Genomic DNA, 20,039 nt, shown 5'->3' on the forward strand with positions numbered 1-20,039 from the left:
TTGTTTTTTAGTGCGCTGAAAAAACAAGAGTAAAGCCGTTTTATTTGCCCAATCCTTCAATCTTTTCTCTCCAATTGTACAACCCTCCAAAAACACCGTCGTTTAAAAATGTGTCCAAAAATTCTGGAAATGAATTTGTCAGGGTAATCACGTTTTTAGCCTTATTATAAATCTTATAATCTTCGCTGTTAGCAGCGTTGGTGTTTATTGTCCACATATCGCAGTAGATCATATATTCCGCAATATGAAAATCATTCGGCCAAACCGTATAGGTGTCTTCATCTTTCAAATTGTCGATAATTTCGTCCAAAGGAATAATTCTAAAGAGATCTTCTTCAGATTCGAAGCCATTGGAAAAGCTGTAAAATTTTACCAGGTCTTCCGGTAGTTTAACGCCCATGATGTTTTCAAAATTCTGTATTTCTGCAGGGGAAGCTGGCGCAAAAAGTGTAATCCCCAGGGCTTTTTGCTCAGTTTTTATTCTTTTTATGATGTCAGTGATTGTTGGATTCATCAGCATTAACTTTTGTCTGTTAAATCTATGTTCAATTAATTTGGCTCATAGATCTCTCCACTCCGCGTTGCTCCGGTCGAGATGACGAACCTCTTTTTTTAAATCTGTCAATGTTAAGAGCCATTACCATTTCCCTAAGTACCAACCTGCCATCCATCTAACTGGCAATCGTATTCAAATCCTAAGTCCCACAGCACCTGGTTCCAGTTGTTTACTGCATTTAACGACATTTCAGTGTTGTTTGTAACTCCGTGCACTTCCCAATAATCTTCAGTTTCTTCAACAGCAAGTTGCGTGTACAGCGGAAACTGTGCCGACAATTGCTCTTTTAACTGATCTGCTTTATCTTTTGTATTGGTAATAAATACAAATTCGATCGGCAGCATGTCGGTGGCTTTTACGCCATCTGAATAGATGTTATCCATGATGTCTTCATTCACTTCCAAATGAATTTCGGTGTCGTATACGTCCTTCGTGAAAAAGGTATTTGCCTGTTTGTTCATGTGCGAATTTAACGAAACAACTGAAATCTAAATGCGATTCGGGAGATTTGATTTTTTATTAACATTAGCTTAAAATACCACAAATCTTTGTTGGTAGGTGCCAGGTCGATTATCGTATTTAGTCATGGCCGTATATTAATGTGGCATTAGCCAAGCGGATTGCGCCGTATTCAAATTATATTGGTAAACACCCTTGCGCATTCCGATATAAACTATGTTTTTGTCAATGGCCAATGATGATGGATAAAGATATGGATACCATATCCCTTCGCTTATGAGTGTTTTAATATTTGCGTTACGATCAACCGAAAGTAATGCTGGTGAGGTAACAATGATAAAATTGCCTTTGCTGTCGAGTTTCACAGCATGAGGTGCTTTTGGAAGCCTTAGGTAATCTTTTGCCGTCCATTTGCCGTTTATTTTTAGAAACTCTATTATACTCCCGGAAGACAAAGATAGATGCGCAAGCCCCTCAATTCCATATATTTTGCCATCGCGTTTAATAAATTGCACTACCTGATAGCCACCTGGGATTTCATAATCATCCTTCCCGTCTGCCGAAAACCAGAAAACATTTCCACCGAATTCTCCTTTAAAAAAACTCACCAAGTAGCCATCATCAACTTTAAAAGTATAGGGAGTACCCCTAAACTTTTCACTTGTTGCATCTCTTGTCTGAATGCTGAAAGGTAATTTTTTGGGATAAGTCTCTTTAGTAACTTTTACATCGCCGTTTTGAATAGATACCTCCCAATTGTGGCTCCAATTATATTTCAATAACGTGTCTTTATTGGTTGGAATAGGATAGCTTTTCCAGTTTTTAATCATTGTGGTATCAATCTGTGCAAAAACAGCGGTTGATGAGAGAAGTAATACGAGCGTTGTTAATATTTTCATTTCAACTAAGATAAATATAAACTGTTCGCATGAGTCTATTTTTTATAATATCCAAATGCACTTACTGTATCGCCCGGTTCTCGGAATTCTAAAGTATGAGCTGTTAATTTGGTGATGATATATTTCAGTGTTTTTTTATTCTCTAAAAAGAAATAAAGTTCGTTCTCGTTTTTAAGTTGCCAGGTTGCATTATATTTTTCGGAATCTTCAGATAACGTGGCAGTAGATTTTTTTATCTTAATCTCCATAAAAAACATAACCTTTTCTCTTTGCTCAAAAGGCTTGTAAAAATCAGCGGTGTCAATTGCAGCGATTGTATCGTAGGCGACATTGTATTCCCATTTACCTAAAATTAATTTTTCATTTGCCGAGTTATTTTGAGCTTTTGAAATCAACGCAGCCAATAGAAATATAAAAATCAATGCTTTTTTCATTTTACTCAGATATGTTTTTATGTATAAAATTATCGTCTTGGGTGCTCATGTTTACCCATCATTGTTGAGCAGTAAAAAGTATCCAGTTAAAAGGTTTCAGCAGTACCTTTTGCTTGTTATCATCTGCTTTACTTAAAACAGGCATCATACTGTTATAACCTTGCATAAATTCCCCAATATTTAGTATTTTTTCGTCATCAGTATGCTTAAGCAGTATCGGCCAGATCACAAGTTTGTTGTTATATTTTTGATCAATGCTTATATTTCTTCGGTTAAACTCCTGTATAATCCTTGCCTTGAGCTGCTCCGTTGGACCGAGTATAGCCACAAGATGCGCATTGATGTTTTGGCTAAAAGTAAGGTTGGCGATTTTCGATAAACTATCGAAAGCTATCGCGATGCTAAAAGTGTAAGCATGATTTATTGGCGTGGCATAGATTGAGTCTTTATTAACCTGGCGCTCAATGATATTTATAATGGTGTTTTGTAAATCAGGAGTTGGAGCCTTGCGTTTGATAACGGACTCTTCATCTGCTGGCATTGGTCTGTTTTGTGCGTAAGCTGCCGAAGTCAGCGAGAGTATTAAAATGATGAGGGTTCTTTTCAAGATGTTAAAGTATAGATATATTATAATGTCGCAGCAAGTGATGAGGTTAGCGTAATTAAATTTAAGTTTAACAAATGAGATCTACAAGAGGTGTTTAGCAGGATCATTAAATGGACTTTCACCAAAGACTACCGCTATGCTATCTTCTTTACCATATAAGACACATAAGGCCATTTAAGCTGATATGCCCTTATGTGTCTTATATGGTTCAGCCTAAAATATCAAATTGATGAATGTCGTGGAGAGAAGATAGGTCAGCCGCCAATTAAGAGTAGCGCTTTGTAATTCGATAGCTATCGGATCAGGCAAGCCTGAGCGGTGCGGAATGTGTAGTTAAATTATTGTTGACCGTTTTTACCGAACTATTTCTCCTTCAACTAAGTCCGATACGATATTCCCAATCACATATACAAATGTTTTCTCCCTTATCCTTAACAAGGGCTTAATACATGGGTTTTAATTAACTATTTGATGATATTGTTGAAATTATTCTGCAATGGTCGCATTTGAAATTATACTGATTGTTCAGTGATGTTTTTAGGTTCCATTTTTGAGTACAGCCTGGGCAAGGCCTGGTCAGTTGGTCGCCCTTATATTTCTTGTAATTATGTAAATAATAAAAAGTTGGTATTGAAGTGAGTTCTTCAATCTTTCTGCATATTTCACGCCCTTGTTTGGATAGTTGAGAGGTAACTTCCTGCATTTATCTTAGTGCCCAATTTTCTCCAACCTCGCAGTTCATTTGCAAGCTATCGCAAGAAATGTAATTTGTTTCCCAACTTAAAATTGGCATATAACCATGGTCGTAATAAACTGGCAGTTTATATAGCGGTACTGGTTTAAAGCAAGTACCACAGGTTAATGGTGAGTCAATTGAGATATAATTTGTAATAAGGATAAAAAAATCTGATTTCTTGCACCTGCATGGCTTCTTGTAACTTTGGTAGGTTTTACCAACTGTTTTGCATACCAGTTTTGAATTGCAAAGCTCCTCTAATTTCTTCGATTGCCTGTTAACATAGAAGTTGTTGTGTTTTGTATGTAATGTGTTTTTTTCATAAGTAAAAGGCAGGCAAACTATTTTGTTGTGATCGATATACCGGGATTCAATTTTTCCTTGTGTTTGCCCGTTGCCACGATAAAATGCCATAAGCAATCCGAATGCTTCAATAAGTTCGTCCTTATTTGTGTTGGTCTTTATATCGATAGATAGTTTTTGAATGTACATGGTGCCTTTGTTTTGTTGCTCATATTCTACCGAACTACCTTTAGAGGTATAACTATGATCACTTATTGTTGCTTATTAATCAAATCCAAATTAATAAAAAAGAGCTATACCGCTATAGCTCTTTTTTGTCTGCTGTTCACATTTAAATTATGGTTGGCGCAATGGGTTCCTCACCTGTGCCGCCTGTGCGGCGGGTTTGCAACAGCACATAGGTGCTGATGTTCTGGTTAAGCAGGTTTACGGTAGCGGCCCATGGCTCGGCACCATCGTTAATATCGAGATTAGAGTTAATCCGGGTGCGCAGTTTGTAATACAGGTTGTTGGCGGTGTTGCGCAGTTCTTTCAGTTTCTCTATGGGTGCGGTGGCCAGTTCTTCGTTGCGTTTTACATAAGCCGCATTAAAATCGTTATTGGCCGTTTCGAGCTCGGTTAACCAGCTGCCCAGGTTTAAAGCCTTTACCGCCGCGTGCAGTTCGGGTTTGTTTTTCCAATCGTTGGCAATATTGCGCAGACTTGTGGTTTCGCTCTGGTAGTTATCTTTTGCTATGCTGGTGCCAAACAATGCCAGATGGGCCAAAAGGGTTTTAGCGTGTTTATTTATTATAACATCGGGACTATAAGTTAAACTTTGAATATGTAAATTAATACCATTTATGGCATCGTCCCTACGTTTATCCATAGCTTCCAGTTCTTCGGTTACCAAACTGGCCTGACTGATTTTGAACAGCTTTTCTACATTATCGGTTGCGGCACGCAAGGCTTCATAGTGGGCGCTAACCTTAAGTTTTTCGGGATTGTTTTTCGATACGATATTTAAGGTATCGGTCATGAACTGGATATACTCTCCATTTCTGAGCGGTTGTAATACTATACTGTTAATCATAGGTTTTAATTTTGTGGTTTTTACTGTTTTAGTAGATTTTACTTTGATTTACCCCTGCCCGCGGCAGGAAGGTTTCAAACTAACTTTGATTTGCCGCTGCCCACGGCAGGAGGGTTTCAAAGTAACTTTGATTTATCGCTGCCCACGGCAGGAAGGTTTCAAAGTAACTTTGATTTGTCGCTGCCCATAGCAGGAAGGTTTCAAAGTAATTTGCCCATTTTAACCAAAAAGATGCTTTTCGAGCCGTTTTTGTGCTGCCCCATGCAGCTGTTGCAGAACGCGGAGGTTCCCTAATCATGCCTGTTATTTTCATAACCTGTAAATTTTATGGGTTATAAAACCCGTTAATAAAATGTGGGATGATCGGCCTGAGCGTAATGAAAAATCGCTGCTCAGTAGTTAGGGATAGAATGATACTAAAGTAACGAAAAGGTTAGTTATTGTCAAGGGGGGATAGTCCGGAGTCGGAGGTCCGGGGTCGGAGGTTTGGATGTATAGTGGTTCGTCATTGCGAACTGAAGGGAAGGGTGGCGAGGCGGCGTGAAGCCTGACTCTGCAGGCAAGCAATCTATTTGGTTTACGAAAGTTTGCTGGCCAGTGAGCGCGAGAAGGTGGAGTTGTTGAGGAATAGATAATTTTTAGCCGCTTTGCCTAAGGCGATCGTCATGCTGAACTTGTTTCAGCATCTATCAAATATTTATTAAAGCACAAGTCTTGGCCATTGCAGAGGCTAAGGTGCTAAGACTTGCGCTAGAATGGGGGCTAGAGAAGTTTTTAATAATTCTATTGATTACCAAAGAGTTCGTCATTTTCTTTTGCCATTGTTATCCAGCCTAGCCAGTAATCAATTCCTGTTTTTCCAGCCCCATCTGGGTCAATGGTAAAAAAATCAGGAATTATTTCATGGATTTTTCTAGTCTTAACTTCTTCAAGGAAATAAGTTATACACTCTAATAATTTTAAAAATGAGGAAAATATAATTTCACTTAATCCTTCGAGACCTCCATTGTAGTCATAATCATAGATCCTTATTGGAAATTCATTATCATTTATTGAAGATCTACCATCAAAAACCAATGGCCCAGTATCATTGCCCTCTTGGCCAAATGGATAAATTTTAAGTAAAATAAGTTCCTGTGCAATATCATTATCAAGATTATCAATGATTTCCTGCAAGGGCTCTGCAGGGGATGAATGTGGCAATCTAACTAGTGAGCAATCACAATCTAAAAAAAAGTATAATTTATGCCATTCTATAAAACTCTTAGGAAATGCAACATGAAATTTTCTTTCTATATCTCTATAGCTACTAATGTCCAAAGTTCCATGTATAGGTTTCCAGCTGAACCAACCTTCAGAATCGACAGCAGATGAAACCATTTCTTCTGGAGTTTTATCTGTAAAAACCGTTTTTAGGTTTTGTTCAAAAAGCTCATCATAGAAATGTTTAATTACTTTTTGGGTATCTTCCATAGTTAAAGTTTCGATTTAATTTTACAGTTACGTTTTGCGAAAAGTAATGTTTAAACGTAACCATTTACTTAAAATTAAACAATATTTGATATACCATAGATAACTGAGATTCTATTTAGCGGATCACTATTGCCATTTTTTGATTACCTCTTTGGAGGTATTATGTATTAGATCTACCTCTTCAGTGAATTCATTTAACTTAATCACGCCCATATATCTTTGTTCATCACTGTCCCAGATAAAATCTGCATAGACATTATAATGAACAACAGCTTTTATAGCAACGCCTGCTGAATTTCTATAGATAACCTGATCCATAATCTCCCAATATTTATTATTTGCAGGATCAGCATAAATTTTTCCTGTTTCATTTTGCTGAGCGAACCAATTTATCCATGCATCTGGATTGGTAGTCTTAACATCCGTGATAAGTGAGAAAATCTGCATAACAGAAACTAATGATATTAATTTGTTCCTCAATCCCGGCATTTTGCCATTTAATCTATATTCATGAAGAATTTTAGTCCATTTTTGGTGCACTTTTTCTGGTATTGCGAAAGCCATGTAGCTTTGCCCTTCATGATGGTGAACCAATCTACCGAACATATATGATTTGTGTGTTGGATTATATTTTATCCATCGCTCATCTATTATTGGCGCGAGTGGTTTTGGCAACGCAAGCCTAGCGCGGTTTGTTGGGCTAAACATCTCAGGTCTTTCAAAAGCTAATTTTCCCCAAAAATAGTCCTTGTTTCTTGGAGCATTTAATACAGTTAACCCACCAGTGGGGCTAGCAGGCCTCATGTCTATCCCTGTACCATTTTTATAATACATTTCGGGTATTGGATCAGTATCATGGATACCTTGCTGAGTAAGGTCTGATATGAAACTTCCCAACTCATTTTCAGCATCATACCATTCTTTAGTATAGGCTATATCAAAATTATCCGGGATGTATATTGGTGAGTTTTCGTTGTAAACATTATTTAGTAAATCTTTAAATGCCTGGTTAAAACTAGTAGGGTTCACAATCAAATAACTAATAGCCCAAATAATAAAATTCTTATTCTCTGTAGTTGGGCCATTTGTTGCCAGGTAAGCTACAAATGCATTAGTAGCCTCATTATGGGTTTTAATATAATTTTTTCTGTTCTCATCAGAAATTGATAAAATGTTAAACAGATATTGAGCATTTGCTGAAACCGATGGATCTGCCCCCTCTGGCATTATAGGATCGCAAGGAGTAGGGGGTAATATGGGCAACCTTGTGCCTTTTTCAAATTTAACCGATACAGTTGGTGTGCCACCATCACAGGGGTTAAAACCAGATGGTGGTGTAGGTACGGTACTACCACCCCCTCCGCCGCCTCCACCCTCGGTTCCTGCTGCCGGCGGAGCACAATCTACGCCAGTAGTCCGCTCTAACGTATAGTAAGGAAGGAAACCTCCTGCTTCTGGTATACCACCTACTTCCCACGGACAAGTGCCAGGCCAATCACCCGTTGAGCATGTATGAGGAACAACAGTATAAATATCATAAATTTCGCACTCCCCTGGTGCCAAACTGATCAGATTTGGCGCACCTGAAGGACTACTAATACTCGCTATAATCTTTCCCTTTAACCCATTATCTTGTGTAAAATTTGTTGTATTTAGGGCTTTTGTGCTCAGGCCAACATCATTAAGGTTTACTTTATTAAATACAACGTTATCTTTAAATGCAATGGCATGTCCAGCCCTCCATCTATCTATCCATTCCTTAGATGGAAAATAAGTACTCAAGAATGCAGTTGTTCTTTCCTTTACAACTTGTATAGTTAAGTTTTGAAAGACTGTTGCTCTAGGTGTTTGAGGTCTTATACTAATCACATAACTCAGTGTATCTCCTAAATGAAGTAATTTAACACTATCCATTACCAAGCTTAGGTTGCCAGCCAAAGCTTCTGTACTCATAATTTTTTCTTTAGCTCCTGTGAGTACGGTGCTTAAGCTGCCTGTTGCCTTTAAGTTAATTGAGTTAATAAATTCCTGATAAGTAATATTCTTCACCTTTGTAGAAGTAAGTGAATTATTACCTTTTGGTAGAAGGATTTCCTTCCTACAGCCCTGTCCAATAAAAAGGCAGATTAGAACCAGGCAAGACATGGCTATGCCTTTAATGAGCGTTAATTTGTTCATCGTTAGTTTAATTTAAAAAAGTGAGAGGGATGAGATACAAACATAGAGCATCACATTTTTTACTCAAAGCGTAAATCATTAATTTTACACCAAATTTAACTGGAAGATCATTTTCGTTTAATAGGCGTGCATTTACTTGGAAAATTACATAAACACTGATATGGCTAATACTGCTCATCTCTTACGCGACTTAGAAAACCCAAACTAGTGAAAGTCTTAATGGACAGGAACATGGAATGATTGAAATGTGTATTTAATATTTCTGCATTACCATTTAGATGAGTAACGCATGTTGCAGGTCACCGTTCTTTTAAAATGTCGAATGGTGTAGCAAATCCCCCTTTATTTTTGATCAATTCTTTTTCCTCTTCTGTAAGTTCGGTGGTGCCAAGTGCAATGTCTTCACCTATTTTTCCTGCTCTCCGTTTACGTACAAATTCAATGGTATCGATTTTTGGTTTCTTGTTCAATCCTAATAAGGTTAGGTCCAGATACTGACCTTGTTTAATATCACCTTTAATCAATTGTCCGAGTAAGAAAAATTGTTTTCCTGTCAATTGATAAGCACCATCAAATTTAAACTGGGCTACGGTTATGGCGTGCCAGTTATGACCACAACGGCATTGCCTGGCGTAGGGTGTTCTGGCAAGTAGATTACACACTGAACAATAGTTAAGAAATACCTTTTCAGGATTTTCCGTCATGATACGCCTGGCTGTGTTCAACTCAAATTGTTGATAGCCGTTTTTAACAAGCTGAGTATTTTAGGTTCCGTCCTGATCCAACCTTTATCAATCAAAATCCTCCTCATTTTAGGATCACCATCAGTTTTGAAGCTGTGCCTGTAATGTTTCAACGCTAACTTTTCAGCGTCAGACATTAAGTTGCTAAAGTAGGCGATGATATAATTTGCTGTTTCCTGGTTCATGGTGGATTAACCTGATACAAAATTTTGATTGATTACTTTAGCCTTCCTATTGTCAAACGGACGTGAGTACTGGTTTTGCTTTTAAGTCGTCTTGTAAATGTACCATCCATTTCCGATTTCCCTGATCATGATCACCCTTTCGGCATTCATTTCAGGCAGGTCCTTTTTATCTTTTACATATAGGTAGCCAACAGAATTATCAATCATTCCGCCAATTAAAAAATTAATGCCGTTTCCCAATTCATAACCTCCTGTAGATACAGCAGAAACAAAAAGTTTACGGTAGGTAGATTTTGCGTCTTCAATTAGTTTAATACTTCTTTCTTCATCTGCTTTCCTTTTACCAAGTTGCGTTAGGGCCAGGTTTTTAAGGCGCTCAAATTGGGGCTGATTGGCTAAAAAGTGTTTAGCAATGTTTTCATCCAGTTCGAGGATCAGTTTAGCATTACCCAATTGGAAGTTATAATCCTCTCTTGAAGTAAACACGGCATAATCGTCTTTCTTCTTCACTTTAGCCCTGGCAATAATTTCGTCTATTTGCTGTGGAGTCATCTTTTCAAGCTCCATTTTTGCCTGCACAATTATTCCGGTCATGGCTAGTGCTCTAAAAGCAGTCATTTTCCAGGTGGTATCTTTTTCGAAGTGCAAATAGGTGTCGAAGCCTTTGCCTAATGAGTCGAGAACCGACATGGCTACAACAGCAGTTTTTTTAGACTGGCCGAGCAATGTGAATTTTGTTATCGTACCACTTTGTAAGTCTTGTCCATTTGGTCGGCCTTCATATTCGCCTGCAATGTATTTTTTAATATCTGGCAAACTGTCTTTACCAAATATCGTTTTCGCTAAGTCCAGAGGTTCGAATGTTTGTCCGTAAACAGTCGAAACAGCCAGAAGAAAAAAGGTTAATAGTGTGGTTATTCGTGCCCTCATAAATTGGTGCTAACGCTAAATAAATAAAACTGATGGTGCGGAGTTATGGGATTTTGCGTGCCCAGATATGCCAGCGCAACCTTTACTCATATTTAAACTCAAAAGGCAGGTGTAGCCGAAACCTGGCCGCTTGCCCATCTCTGGTGCCGAGGGTGTTTTTAGGGAGGAGTTTCAGAATCCTGGCGATTTCGTTTTTCATGGCTTCTGTGCCTGTTCCTTTTACCTGGTAGTTAGAAACACTGCCATCTTTCTCCACAACTGTGGTTACCTCTAGTTTGGTGTAAAGTTTATTTTGTCTGATCACATTTGAGGTTGCAAATTGATTGTTGATGAATTGCGTATAATCTACCTGATTCATCGGTGACAGCGGGAACTTGTATACATGTCCTTCAGACGACAATTTGTCGTCATAAATGGTAGTATCGGCCAGGGCGGTTACTTTTGTGCTGTCCTGCGCTTTGGCTTTTTGGCTGATGGCGATCAGGATTAATGCTGAGATTAGCAGTAGGGTTTGTCTTTTCATTGAGATTGCGTTTTGATCAAATATAAACATTCGGGGGAATAATTAGAATGGTGTATTAAAATTTGGCTTTTGCGCAAGTGTCTGATTTAGTTTGCTATAAATCTTTATCTTAGTTAAAAAAAATATACGCCTTATGGGATTCATGTCGATCGCGATTTTAACCTTTCAAATTCTTGTAGTGGTTACCATTATTTATTTTGTGTTGAGCAGACTGGATAATATCAGTAAATCTAATTTGCAGCGCAATGAAATTTTGAAGGGGATTTATGATGAGCTGAGGCGGGGTAATGGGGATAAAGAGTAGGTTGTTGTTCCTGCCCTGCGCGCAGTCTTACTTCGGCTACCTATGCGATGGTTTAGGATGAATGCAAATCTGTAAGCACCTTTGGATTTAACCTTTGATAATTTAAACGAAGACTATCAACAACTTTTGGCGTTAGATCAGTATTTACATTTCGTGATCCATCCTTAAGTTCAAATCTCATTGTTCTTTCAAAATGTTTGGAATCCAATTTCATCTCATTAAGCCTCTCTATATAAAACAATTTGATGGCTTGATTGCAAGCAGTAGTATCATCGGAGGCTAAAATCGGTCCTCGATTACGCGTGAAGTCGAAAAGATTACCTTTGTTGTCGTATTTAATCACAAACATGGTTAGCGTGTAGGGCTTCTGTTTCTGTTTCGTGCTACATCCATAAATAGAAAAGGCAATTACAAGAATGATAATCAACTCTCTTTTCATAGTTAACTCATTAATATTTAGAATCCAAGTATAATAAAAAAGCGCCACATTGCTTTGGCGCTTATCATTATTAATCTGATAGCAGGGTTAGCTGACTCTCCCTTTTTTTCTTATATTTAATCTACCAAGACTTCTTAGCTCAGTTGGTAGAGCAACAGACTCTTAATCTGTGGGTCCAGGGTTCGAGCCCCTGAGGGGTCACTATATTAATCTTCCTGTTTAACCGATCCGCAAAGCCATGATTACGGTTTTGCGATTGCGCTGTTCACATTCACTTTAATCCTGTACCTTTGCGGCTTTCTAACTGAGGTTTATTCATATTATTTTACATGGGCAAAAACAGCATCGGCTCTACCATTACGTATTTCTTTTTAGGAGAGTATTTTTCTGATGCACTGCGCACCACCATTACGGTGGTATTGCCGATTATATTGTTCTTTTACCTGGGCAACCCCGAAGCGGCAAAGGGGATAGGCGTTGGGGCACTGCTGATCAGTTTAACCGATCTGCCCGATAACCGCCTGAATAAACTGAAAACAGCTTTATCGAGTATCATCGTTTTTTTTGCCACTACGCTGGTGGTGTCGTCGGTTTTAGATCAGGTTTATCTTACGGCGGTGGTGGTGGTAGTTGCCGCTTTCGGCTTTTCGATGTTTGCCGTATACGGACAGAAACTCTCACTCATCGGCACCATGGCCCTGATTGTATGCACCTTTGTAATGGGGCTTCATCCGGCGCGACCGCTATATTTTAGCAGTTATATTCTGCTGGGTGGAGTGTGGTATTATGTGATCAGTTTAATCCAGATATTGCTGCGGCCTTACCGCTCGCTTCACCATGCCATTTTCGAATGCCTGATGAGCAGCGCGTTATTTCTCAATGCCAAGGCCAGGAATTACGATGTGGATGTCCCGCTTGATCTGCAACAAAAGGAAGCGATAAAACTGCACATCAAGGTGAACCAGAAACATGAGCTGATCCGCAACCTGTTGCTTACCGATAAGTATGCCATGAACCCCGATAATGCTAAAGGTCAGTTGCTGTTGGAGCGGGCGCGTTTATTGATCGATTTATACGAACAGCTGAATGCCGTACATTACGACTATGTTCTGGTGCGCGAGACATTGGCTGCCGGGCCAAGTTTAAAACTCATTGCCACCTTAATTGAGCTGCTGGCCAAAGAACTCGAACAACTGGGCAGGCACGTGCGCTCGGCCAAGGCTTACAAGGGCGAGGTGGCCACCAATATCGAGTACTACCAGAAACGGCTAACACTGTTGCAGGAAATGGAGCGTTTAAACGAGAACCAACGGAAAATTGTGTTGAAGGTGGTTTCGAACATGAACGATATCGTGCGCATTATCGAAATGATCAGGGGCAATGAGCGCACGCCTGAAAAACATTTGCAGGAACTGAGCGGAGCGATTTCGTATCCATTATTTATTACCGGAGATCGCTTTTCGATTCAGGAACACCTCACGTTAAAATCGCCCATCTTCAGGTTTTCGCTGCGTTTGGCCATTTGTTTCCTGTTTGGTTTTGTGCTGATCTGGCAAATGGAACCGAGCAAATACAGCTACTGGCTTTTCCTGACCCTGGTGATTGTGGCGCGGCCAAAGTTTTCGATTACCTGGAAACGGAACCTGCAGCGTTTAAAGGGGAGCCTTGGCGGGGTGGTAATCGGATTGGTGATGGTGTATTTGGTGAAGAGTCCGGCGGTGCTGCTCTCTTTTTCGGTGATCTTTTTGCTCGGCTTTTATGCCTTTAACCGTTTAAATTATACCATCAGTGTGCTGTTTATTACCCCGGCGGTTATTTTAACCCTGGGCAGTTACCAGGGGCATTTCGACCATATTGTGCACGACCGGATTATCTTCACGGTATTGGGCTGTGTGATCGCCATTTTTGCCACCTATCTTTTCCCCATCTGGGACAGCCGCCAGCTGAAAGCAAAGATAAGCAGGGCCACAACCGATACGCTGCATTATTTACAGGTAGCGATAGAAAGGAAGGAAAACCTGGGCGGGAACGTTTCGCGTATGGCACGGAAGAACGCCAACCTGAGTTTATCGGCCTTGAGCGAAGCCATCGAATCGGCCAGTCAGGAGCCCATGCGGAAACATATCGATTTTAATGGCTTGTACGGGGTTCAATCGGCCATTTACCAGATCAATGCGATTATTACCTCCATTTACCTTTCGGTTAACCACAAACCCGAACAGGCCGATCCCTTGTTGGTGGATCGGATTGTCAGCAATTTAAGTGATGGGGCAGTGGTACAAAATAATACCGAACCAGATGATGAGGTTTATCTGTATCACGATGGTGATCATTCTACCAAACAGAAGCTGGCGCATATTGCGGCATTGTCTGGTCAGTTTAGCCAGTTTAGTGCAGGTTTTAGGGGCTAATAGGTTGCTTTCTTTATTGTTGTCAGTCTGGTCCGATAGCTATCGGAGGGAGTAGAAGCGCCTAGCTCCGTGCCCTCTGCGCCCTTCTCTCCGCGTACTTTGCGGTTGGAAAGATGAAAATTTCGACTTTTTTGGAAATGGAAGGGCTTAGGTCGTGGCGGGCGGTAGTCCTGCTATCACTGCAAGTCCTCACTCATGCTTCGCTCCGGGCTTTCCGTTCTATCAGGTTTATTTACAGCGTTTAAAAGATGGAAATGGATGATGGAACTGGATCAGCGTAAATCTGCGCAATCAGCGGGAAACCATTAGGCAACAGGTTTGTTCCCGCAGATTAAAGAAGATAGCGCAGATTAAATGGGTTTTAGTTTAGATGTTGTCAGTCTGATCCTATAGCTATTGGATGGAGACGAGGACCGCCAAGCGCTGTGGTTAAAAGATGGAAATGGATAATGGAACTGGATCAGCGTAAATCTGCTCAATCAGCGGGAAACCATTAGGCTATAGGTTTGTTCCCGCAGATTAAAGAAGATAGCGCAGATTAAATGGGTTTTAGTTTAGATGTTGTCAGTCTGATCCTATAGCTATTGGATGGAGACGAGGACCGCCAAGCGCTGTGGTTAAAAGATGGAAATGGATGATGGAACTGGATCAGCGTAAACCTGCGCAATCAGCGGGAAACCATTAGGCAACAGGTTTGTTCCTGCAGATTAAAGATGATAATCGCAGAGCCATATTCCTATCTTGCATAATGCAGGCCATCTTTGATTCTTTCAAGCCTGTTATTCTTTATGATGCTATTGTAAACACCATCAACTCTTGTATTATCGGGGAAACTTGCTTTTAACTCGTTGATTAGGGATAAAGATTTGCTGTTGTTTTTCTCCGCAATATATAATACTGCTGCGTCAGACAATAACTCATCGATCTGTGCAGGTGTTAACGAGGTATCAATTTTTGGACGTGGCTTTTTTTCGATCTCCTCAACAGCTGCCTTAAAACCGGACCTGGCCAGCTCGCTTTTCCCCTGTAATTCATAAATCATCGACCTTTTATATTGGACATTTACGTCACTAGGGTTTTTCTTCAGCCATGCAGAACATAGTGCTACAGCCTCATCATATTTGTTCATGTAGTTGTAGCAATCTAAGAAATTATAAAAAAACAGTTCAGATTCAGGATCTTCAGCCAACGCCTTTTTGTAAAGTTTAACGGCACTTTCTAGGGAGTCTTTAGGATATTTTAGCCCTACCACATTCATGTAGATTTTAACTGCGCTATCATTGGCCAGTTTGGCACCTGGTTTTGGTAGATGATCAGCCTGTTTGTTGTTTTGTTTGCAAGCGTATAAGAGACCTGCGGAAACAAAAAGAATGAAACTGATTTTTTTGATTGAGATCTGGCTTTTGAGGCCTGTTAAAAGACGGTAATTTTGCATGAGCTGTTATTTAAATATTTGGTTGACTAAATATATGAACTATTTACTTAGTTTATTGGTGTGTGATGTAATTTAGTTGTGATTTTGCATCAGGTTTAGGCGTAATAAATTTGATTGATTGGTTTATAAAAATGTAGATATCGTTATATTGTGAACTTTTACATCCTTATCCAATATGAAAAAGTCATTTCTAGTCCTGTTTTTGATATCCTTTTTAACGATTACTGCGTTCGCGCAAAACAAACCTAATTTTTGGGAGGATGTGCAAACGATTAAAAAGTACGATCAGATGTACAAGCCACCTGTTCATCCGGTGTTGTTTGTAGGGAGTTCGTCGATCCGTAAATGGGACGATTGTACACAGGTTTTTGCTAAATATAATGCCTTGAACCGTGGTATTGGAGGTGCGGTGATCAATGATATTACCTATTATCTAAACGATATTGTTTTTCCATATCAACCTAAACAGATTGTATTGTACGTGGGTGAGAACGATCTGGTAAACGATGCGGTAACACCTGATACGGTTTTGAATAGAACCATCCGTTTATACCAGGGCATCAGGGCAAAATTACCTGGCGTACCCGTTGTTTACATCTCGATTAAACCAAGCCCAAGCAGGGATAAGTTTAAAGAGAAAGCGGTGGCTTCGAATGCACTGATCAAAAAGTTTTTATCCGGAGAAGCCAATGTGAAATTTGTTGATGTTTATCCTTTGATGTTAACAAAAGAGGGGAAATTAAGACCGGAGCTTTTTGTAGGGGATATGTTGCATATGAATGCTGCGGGTTATGCCATCTGGCGAAAAGCGGTTGAACCCTATTTGCTAAAATAGTTATTTTATAACCGAGGTATTTCTGATTAAGATATTCTTCTAATTATTACCATATAAGTGATCTAAGGACATATGAGCTTATATGCTCTAAAATATCTTATATGGTTAGAAAACCTTTGAGCTGTAGCGCTAAAAAAATAAACACCTTTTTACCACCTTAGTCACCTGAGCACACCTAAGTTTAGTTTATTGCTTTGGTATTTAGTGTACGGTCTGTTGTTCTTTAGCCCCGATCTGATAGCTATTGGATGAACGGAAAGCCCACAGCGCAGCGTGGACTTGCAGTGAAAGCGGGACCGAAGCAAACCCAAGCACCACAGGCATTGCGCTCTAAAAAATAAAAGCATCTATTTATTCTCACCACCTTAGGCAACTTAGCTCACCTAAGCAATAAGGATTACTATGTTTTATCCATCATAACGATATATTTCCTGATGCGGTTGTAAACAAGGTTAATCGGAATTAAAATTATATATTTATTATTGCGTTCAAATCATCCTCCCTAACCCAGATGAATAAACTCCTACTTGCGATTATATTTTGTTTAACAGGCTATGCCCTGCATGCCCAGGACCTTTTGGGTATTCCGCAGGTTGTAAATTACAATAATGAGCAATATAATGCCGGCATCCAGAACTGGGATGTGGAGCAGGATAGGAACGGTATACTTTATTTTGGCAATAATGAGGGTTTGCTCACTTTTAACGGGCGTTACTGGAACCTTTTCAGATTGCCGAATTATACTTCGGTACGTTCGGTGGGCATCGATGCCAAAAACCGGATTTATGTAGGCGGACAGGACGAGTTTGGCTACTTCTACCCCAATGCACAGGGTGTTTTAAAATATACTTCCCTGTTAAATCTGCTGCCCGAGAACATGCGGAAACTGGCCGATATCTGGGGCGTTTCCATCATTAACGACGAAGTGTTTTTTAGGTCCATACACGCCATTCTGCATTACAAGGATGGGGTAATTAAGAGTTACAAAACCACCACCACCTGGCTGTTTATGGGCATGGCGAACAATAAAGTTTTTTCGCAGTCATCAGATTCGGGTTTAATGATTTACGATCACGAAATGTGGAAGCCCTTTTGCAACGATAGTATTTTAAACCGCTCGGCCATTACAGCTGTACTGCCTTACGGTGGGGATACCCTTTTGGTTTCGGTTTTAAAAAAGGGATTCTTTCTGGTGGTTAACCACCAGCTTATTCCTCTAAAAACAAAGCTAGACCAGGTGTTTTTGAATGACAGGATCTACTTTGCCAATCAGATCAGTAATCATTTGTATGGTGTAGCCACTACTTCAGGTGGGGTGTACATTATGAACAGGAAAGGTGAGCTGGTACAGAAATACAATTACAGGGAAGGTTTACAGAACAACAATGTAAGGGGTATTTTGATCGATCGGGATAAAAACATGTGGCTTGCCCTTGATGATGGAATAGCCTATGTGGCCATTAACAGTGCGGTTAAGAATATTTTCCCCGACCGAAACAAACAGATTACCAGTTATGCCTTCCGGAAATTTAACCAATCGATTTACATTGGTACTTCTAACGGCCTGTACCGGGCAAAAGTAAGTTCGGGCGTGCAGGATTTAAGCTACTCGCCTGCCAATTTTGAAGAGGTAAAAAATACCAAGGGGCAGGTTTGGGGCCTGGATGAAATTAACAGCCAGTTATTGATGGCACATGAGGATGGAACCTTGCTCGTTCAGGAGAATGTAGCGAAGCCGGTTTACAGCCTGATCGGAACCTGGATGTACCAAACCCCGGATAATATTTACCCCAGTAATGAGGTGATTGCCGGTACCTATGCCGGGCTGCAGAAAATAACCTATAGCAACTCCCGTTTTATCAATGCCGGGAAAATAGGCGGTATTGCCGAAACCTTGCGGTTTATTGTAGCCGATAACAATAATCCCGATCGCATCTGGGCATCACACCCTTATCATGGTGTATACAAAATAGAATTGCGTCCCGATCATAAAAGTGTGCTCCGTACCACTTTGTATACCGATAAAAATGGTTTACCATCTAACCTTTATAATTATGTTTTCCATATTAAAAACAGGGTTGTAATTGCAACATCGGATGGGATTTATGAATATGATGAGGGCAGACAGAAGTTTATCCGTTTTAAATTATTGGCCAGTGTGTTAAAAGGTATTTCTGTTCAATACATGAAGGAAGATGGTGATGGGAACATCTGGTTTGTAAGCAATAAAAAAGTTGGTGTAATCGATTTTAAACATCCTTCGGGTGCGAATCCCTTCACCATTTTTTACCTGCCCGAACTGGATGGGAAAGTGGTTGGCGGTTTCGAATCCATTTACACACTCGATAGCAGGAATATATTTATTGGCGCCAACAAGGGTGCTTATCATATTAACTATGAAAAGTATATCCAAAACATCACCAAACCTATTATAACCCTGGGGCAGGTTAAACTGCTTGGCAATAAAGACAGTTTGGTATTTGGGGGTTATTTTGTAAACAAAGGTGTAATTTCTGCCAAACAGGACCGCGAGATACCGGAATACATCAACAGTTTAAATTCTATACACTTTGAATATGCGTCTACACTTTTTGAGCACGACAAGAATATAAACTTTAGCTATCAATTGGTAGGCTTCGATCGCGAATGGTCTGCATGGGGCGCCAAAAGTGAAAAAGACTATACCAATTTGCCTGCAGGTAAATATACTTTCAACATTAAAGCCCGAACAGATGTTGGCAATGAATCGGCAGTGGTGGGTTATACTTTTGTGGTATTACCTGCCTGGTACAATACCATCTGGATGAGAATTTTTTACCTGATCTTAATCATCTTGTTAATCAGGCTGATTATTAAATGGCAAAAGCGCAAGCACATTAAGGAACAGGAGCGCATGAGTTATCTCCACCAGCTTGAACTGGACAGGAATGAAAAGGAAATTGTAAGGCTGCAGAATGAAAAGTTGGAAGCAGATGTAAATTATAAAAACAAAGAACTCTCTACCATGACCATGCATTTGGTACAGCGGGGTAAGGTATTGGCCAAGATTAAGGAAGTAATCTCGGCGGTAATCAAAAACCATGATATTAATGAAAGCTCGCCGAGTTTCCGGCATTTAATCAGGCTGATCAGGGATGTAGAGAAGAAAGATCAGGAGCTGGATCATTTAAGTGTGCATTTTAACCACGTAAATACCGAATTCTTTAATAAGCTTAAAGATCTTTATCCGGATTTAAGTCAGAATGATTTGAAGTTTTGTGCCTATTTATCGATGAACCTATCCTCAAAAGAAATGGCACAACTGATGAATGTTACCATTAAGGCCATCGAAGTGGGCAGATATCGCTTAAGAAAGAAACTTCAGCTTAAACCGGAAACCAATTTATATGAGTTTCTGATCAATATTGCCCGTCAGAAAGGGGCTTAAATCGATGTTTTTGTTACAAACGGAACATTTTCTATTGAAATAATTTAATTAGCTGTTTTTCAGTGTGTTTGTGTATTCTGTGTAGGGCTT

General features: G+C 39.8%; 16 protein-coding genes, 1 tRNA gene and 1 pseudogene. 4 read left to right on the forward strand and 14 right to left on the reverse strand.

What is annotated here, in order from left to right:
• Window positions 1-40 precede the first annotated feature (40 nt).
• The 13 genes and pseudogenes from AC04Q1_RS20500 to AC04Q1_RS20560 form a co-directional block, all read right to left on the reverse strand.
• Window positions 41-514, reverse strand: a complete 474-nt coding sequence (locus AC04Q1_RS20500; protein ID WP_478366430.1) for an SMI1/KNR4 family protein — start codon at window positions 512-514, stop codon at window positions 41-43.
• A 134-nt stretch (window positions 515-648) separates the two neighbouring features.
• The gene (locus AC04Q1_RS20505; RefSeq protein ID WP_478366431.1) at window positions 649-1,017 is read right to left on the reverse strand and encodes a ribonuclease E inhibitor RraB; all 369 of its coding nucleotides are present in this window, start codon (window positions 1,015-1,017) and stop codon (window positions 649-651) included.
• A 135-nt stretch (window positions 1,018-1,152) separates the two neighbouring features.
• Window positions 1,153-1,914, reverse strand: coding sequence for a hypothetical protein (locus AC04Q1_RS20510; RefSeq protein ID WP_478366432.1), 762 nt, complete (start codon window positions 1,912-1,914; stop codon window positions 1,153-1,155).
• A 35-nt stretch (window positions 1,915-1,949) separates the two neighbouring features.
• Window positions 1,950-2,348 carry a hypothetical protein gene (locus AC04Q1_RS20515; RefSeq protein ID WP_478366433.1) on the reverse strand — a complete coding sequence of 133 codons (399 nt, stop codon included), beginning with the start codon at window positions 2,346-2,348 and terminating at the stop codon, window positions 1,950-1,952.
• Between the two features lie 58 nt (window positions 2,349-2,406).
• Window positions 2,407-2,955 (reverse strand): hypothetical protein, encoded by a 549-nt coding sequence (locus AC04Q1_RS20520; RefSeq protein WP_478366434.1) that lies wholly within the window; start codon window positions 2,953-2,955, stop codon window positions 2,407-2,409.
• 460 nt (window positions 2,956-3,415) lie between these two features.
• Window positions 3,416-4,183: pseudogene (locus AC04Q1_RS20525) on the reverse strand (DUF2310 family Zn-ribbon-containing protein).
• Window positions 4,184-4,325: 142 nt separating this feature from the next.
• Window positions 4,326-5,066, reverse strand: coding sequence for a DUF6261 family protein (locus AC04Q1_RS20530; RefSeq protein ID WP_478366435.1), 741 nt, complete (start codon window positions 5,064-5,066; stop codon window positions 4,326-4,328).
• Window positions 5,067-5,145: 79 nt separating this feature from the next.
• Complete coding sequence (locus AC04Q1_RS20535; RefSeq protein WP_478366436.1) at window positions 5,146-5,379, reverse strand: hypothetical protein; 234 nt, start codon at window positions 5,377-5,379, stop codon at window positions 5,146-5,148.
• 470 nt (window positions 5,380-5,849) lie between these two features.
• A complete protein-coding gene (locus AC04Q1_RS20540; RefSeq protein ID WP_478366437.1) occupies window positions 5,850-6,539 on the reverse strand; it encodes a hypothetical protein in 690 nt (229 codons plus the stop codon).
• Window positions 6,540-6,665: 126 nt separating this feature from the next.
• Window positions 6,666-8,717: a hypothetical protein gene (locus AC04Q1_RS20545; RefSeq protein ID WP_478366438.1), complete on the reverse strand. Its 2,052-nt coding sequence runs from the start codon at window positions 8,715-8,717 to the stop codon at window positions 6,666-6,668.
• A gap of 299 nt (window positions 8,718-9,016) precedes the next feature.
• On the reverse strand, window positions 9,017-9,379 hold the full coding sequence (locus AC04Q1_RS20550; protein WP_478366439.1) for a hypothetical protein: 363 nt from the start codon (window positions 9,377-9,379) through the stop codon (window positions 9,017-9,019).
• A 347-nt stretch (window positions 9,380-9,726) separates the two neighbouring features.
• The gene (locus AC04Q1_RS20555; RefSeq protein WP_478366440.1) at window positions 9,727-10,575 is read right to left on the reverse strand and encodes a hypothetical protein; all 849 of its coding nucleotides are present in this window, start codon (window positions 10,573-10,575) and stop codon (window positions 9,727-9,729) included.
• Window positions 10,576-10,657: 82 nt separating this feature from the next.
• Window positions 10,658-11,098, reverse strand: coding sequence for a hypothetical protein (locus AC04Q1_RS20560; RefSeq protein WP_478366441.1), 441 nt, complete (start codon window positions 11,096-11,098; stop codon window positions 10,658-10,660).
• An 871-nt stretch (window positions 11,099-11,969) separates the two neighbouring features.
• Here AC04Q1_RS20560 and AC04Q1_RS20565 point away from each other — a divergent pair.
• Both AC04Q1_RS20565 and AC04Q1_RS20570 read left to right on the forward strand, forming a co-directional pair.
• Window positions 11,970-12,042 (forward strand) — tRNA-Lys (locus tag AC04Q1_RS20565).
• 128 nt (window positions 12,043-12,170) lie between these two features.
• Entirely contained in the window at window positions 12,171-14,252 is a 2,082-nt protein-coding gene (locus AC04Q1_RS20570; RefSeq protein ID WP_478366442.1) for an FUSC family protein, read from the forward strand.
• Window positions 14,253-14,988: 736 nt separating this feature from the next.
• On the opposite strand, the gene AC04Q1_RS20575 is transcribed toward AC04Q1_RS20570, so the two are convergent.
• Window positions 14,989-15,687, reverse strand: a complete 699-nt coding sequence (locus tag AC04Q1_RS20575; RefSeq protein WP_478366443.1) for a tetratricopeptide repeat protein — start codon at window positions 15,685-15,687, stop codon at window positions 14,989-14,991.
• 175 nt (window positions 15,688-15,862) lie between these two features.
• Here AC04Q1_RS20575 and AC04Q1_RS20580 point away from each other — a divergent pair, with 175 nt between their 5' ends.
• Window positions 15,863-16,522, forward strand: a complete 660-nt coding sequence (locus AC04Q1_RS20580) for a GDSL-type esterase/lipase family protein (protein ID WP_478366444.1) — start codon at window positions 15,863-15,865, stop codon at window positions 16,520-16,522.
• A gap of 511 nt (window positions 16,523-17,033) precedes the next feature.
• Window positions 17,034-19,949 (forward strand): ligand-binding sensor domain-containing protein, encoded by a 2,916-nt coding sequence (locus AC04Q1_RS20585; protein ID WP_478366445.1) that lies wholly within the window; start codon window positions 17,034-17,036, stop codon window positions 19,947-19,949.
• The last annotated feature ends 90 nt before the right edge of the window (window positions 19,950-20,039 follow it).

This window comes from Pedobacter humicola (genome assembly GCF_056490705.1).

What these genes read in the sequence shown, in the direction of transcription:
- AC04Q1_RS20585 (WP_478366445.1), top strand. Translation starts at nt 17,034, where the DNA reads ATGAATAAACTCCTACTTGCGATTATATTTTGTTTAACAGGCTATGCC.
- AC04Q1_RS20545 (WP_478366438.1), bottom strand. Translation starts at nt 8,717, where the DNA reads ATGAACAAATTAACGCTCATTAAAGGCATAGCCATGTCTTGCCTGGTT.
- AC04Q1_RS20575 (WP_478366443.1), bottom strand. Translation starts at nt 15,687, where the DNA reads ATGCAAAATTACCGTCTTTTAACAGGCCTCAAAAGCCAGATCTCAATC.
- AC04Q1_RS20505 (WP_478366431.1), bottom strand. Translation starts at nt 1,017, where the DNA reads ATGAACAAACAGGCAAATACCTTTTTCACGAAGGACGTATACGACACC.
- AC04Q1_RS20540 (WP_478366437.1), bottom strand. Translation starts at nt 6,539, where the DNA reads ATGGAAGATACCCAAAAAGTAATTAAACATTTCTATGATGAGCTTTTT.
- AC04Q1_RS20510 (WP_478366432.1), bottom strand. Translation starts at nt 1,914, where the DNA reads ATGAAAATATTAACAACGCTCGTATTACTTCTCTCATCAACCGCTGTT.
- AC04Q1_RS20570 (WP_478366442.1), top strand. Translation starts at nt 12,171, where the DNA reads ATGGGCAAAAACAGCATCGGCTCTACCATTACGTATTTCTTTTTAGGA.
- AC04Q1_RS20555 (WP_478366440.1), bottom strand. Translation starts at nt 10,575, where the DNA reads ATGAGGGCACGAATAACCACACTATTAACCTTTTTTCTTCTGGCTGTT.
- AC04Q1_RS20515 (WP_478366433.1), bottom strand. Translation starts at nt 2,348, where the DNA reads ATGAAAAAAGCATTGATTTTTATATTTCTATTGGCTGCGTTGATTTCA.
- AC04Q1_RS20580 (WP_478366444.1), top strand. Translation starts at nt 15,863, where the DNA reads ATGAAAAAGTCATTTCTAGTCCTGTTTTTGATATCCTTTTTAACGATT.
- AC04Q1_RS20530 (WP_478366435.1), bottom strand. Translation starts at nt 5,066, where the DNA reads ATGATTAACAGTATAGTATTACAACCGCTCAGAAATGGAGAGTATATC.
- AC04Q1_RS20560 (WP_478366441.1), bottom strand. Translation starts at nt 11,098, where the DNA reads ATGAAAAGACAAACCCTACTGCTAATCTCAGCATTAATCCTGATCGCC.
- AC04Q1_RS20535 (WP_478366436.1), bottom strand. Translation starts at nt 5,379, where the DNA reads ATGAAAATAACAGGCATGATTAGGGAACCTCCGCGTTCTGCAACAGCT.
- AC04Q1_RS20500 (WP_478366430.1), bottom strand. Translation starts at nt 514, where the DNA reads ATGAATCCAACAATCACTGACATCATAAAAAGAATAAAAACTGAGCAA.